Annotated in this window: 3 protein-coding genes; all 3 read left to right on the top strand. The window is 64.2% G+C overall.

The annotated features are described in order from the left end of the window. Positions 1 to 936 (top strand): NAD-dependent epimerase/dehydratase family protein (locus tag AHiyo1_RS09210; protein ID WP_059388363.1); only part of this gene is annotated, 936 nt, incomplete at its 5' end. 19 nt (positions 937 to 955) lie between these two features. Then, positions 956 to 1,786, top strand: a complete 831-nt coding sequence (locus AHiyo1_RS09205; protein WP_059388362.1) for an aldo/keto reductase — start codon at positions 956 to 958, stop codon at positions 1,784 to 1,786. Positions 1,787 to 1,818: 32 nt separating this feature from the next. Beyond that, positions 1,819 to 2,016: beta-propeller fold lactonase family protein (locus tag AHiyo1_RS09200; RefSeq protein WP_148667526.1), on the top strand; the 198-nt coding region annotated here is incomplete at its 3' end.

The following is a 2,016-nucleotide window of genomic DNA, read 5'->3' as shown; positions in this document are numbered from 1 at the left end:
CGCGCCGTCGCGCTGGGTCATCGGCTCACCGTGCTCAATCGCGGAGTGAGCTCGGAAAGGCCGGCACCTCCGGGCACGAAATTGCTGCAGGCGGATATCCGCAACCCCGCGGAGGTGGCGGAGGTGCTGAACGGCCGCGAGTTCGACGTCGTCGCGGACTTCATCTCTTTCACGCCGGAGCATGTGGCCGCCGCGGTGGAGCTGTTCCGCGGCCGGACCGGACAGTACGTGTTCACCAGTTCGGCCTCGGCCTACCAGAAGCCGCCCGCACACTTGCCGATCCTCGAATCGACCCCGCTCAGGAACCCGTTCTGGAAGTACTCCCAGGACAAGATCGCGTGCGAAGACTTTCTCGTCCGCGCCTACCGCGACGAAGGATTCCCCGTGACCATCGTCCGGCCTTCGCACACCTACGACCGCACGCGGATCGCCCTCCTGGGCGGCTGGACGGACATCCATCGGATGCGGGAAGGCCTGCCCGTGATAGTCCACGGCGACGGTACCTCGCTGTGGACCCTCACGCACGCGGATGATTTTGCAGTCGCTTTCGTCGGCCTCCTCGGCCGGCCGCAGGCTGTGGGTGAAAGCTACACCATCACCTCGGACGAAGCACTCCCGTGGGACCAGGTATACCGGCTCTTCGCCACAGCGGCAGGGGTGCCGGAACCCGAACTGGTGCACATCGCCTCGGACACCATTGCAGCGCACTCCCCGGAGCTTGGCCCTGGGCTTCTCGGGGACAGGTCCCACTCCGTGGTCTTCGACAACACCAAGATCAAAACGCTGGTGCCCTGGTATCGGGCAGAAATTCCGTTCGCGGCGGGCGCACGGGAGATCGTCCGGTGGCATGATGAACATCCAGGCATCAAGCACGTGGACCAGGACTTCATGAAACTCAGCGATCAACTGGTCCAATGGGCACGGAGGCCGATCTAGCAACTGAAAGGACAGGACCATGGCACTTGCTCCGACTGTCAGGCTCAACGACGGTAATGCCATTCCGCAGATCGGCCTCGGAACCTGGCCCCTCGACGACGCCCAGGTCGCCACGGCGGTGGTGTCCGCCGTCGAGCTTGGCTACCGGCACGTCGACACGGCGTACCGCTACGGTAACGAGGCCGGCGTCGGGCAAGGCGTGCGGGACTGCGGGGTCCCGCGGGAGGAACTGTTCATCACCACCAAACTGGACGGCACCCACCAGGGCCGCGATCGCGCCGTCGAGGGCCTTGAAGGATCCCTCAAGCGCCTCGGGCTGGACTATGTGGACCTCTTGTTGATCCATTGGCCGCTCCCCCAACGGAATGAATTCGTGTCCACCTGGGAGACATTCGAGCGGCTCCAGGCTGAGGGGAAGGTGCGTTCGATCGGCGTGTCCAACTTCAAGCCCTCGCACCTTGAGCGGCTCCTCGAGGAAACCTCGGTGGTGCCGGCCGTCAACCAAATCCAAATCTCGCCATCCATCACCCGGATCGATGAGCGTGCCTTCAACGGCAACCATGGCATCGCCACGGAATCGTACAGTCCGTTGGGGGCCGGCCGCGATCTCCTGAATGCCCCGGTGCTGGCCGCCATCGGGAAGAAACACGGAAAGACTCCCGGTCAGGTGGTGTTGCGCTGGCACGTCCAGGAGGGGCTCGTCGCCATCCCGAAGTCCGCCAACCCCGCGCGCATGAAGGAAAACCTGGACGTTTTCGGCTTCGCTTTGGATCATGACGACCTGTCCGCGATCGCCACTTTGGACGCGGGCGCCGATGCCGGTGTCGACTCTGACGTACAGGGACACTGATACAGGTTTCACTCACCAACACTGAGGACGGCATGGCAGAGAACATCGACGGAACGCTCATCTGGACGGGCGCGTACACCGCGGACAGCGACGGGAACGGATGGGGCATTGGGGCAGTCGCCGCGCGCGAAGATGGCAGCCTGAGTTGGCTTGGCACCGCCGTCGAAGCGCCGTCGCCGTCGTTCCTTGCCGTTCATCCCACGCTGCCAGTGGTCTATGCAGTGGCCGAG

The organism is Arthrobacter sp. Hiyo1 (genome assembly GCF_001263615.2).
Lineage (GTDB): Bacteria > Actinomycetota > Actinomycetes > Actinomycetales > Micrococcaceae > Arthrobacter.
The sequence above is the reverse complement of the archived record's forward strand: the minus strand, read 5'-3'. Positions and strand labels throughout refer to the sequence as shown.

What these genes read in the sequence shown, in the direction of transcription:
- AHiyo1_RS09205 (WP_059388362.1), top strand. Translation starts at nt 956, where the DNA reads ATGGCACTTGCTCCGACTGTCAGGCTCAACGACGGTAATGCCATTCCG.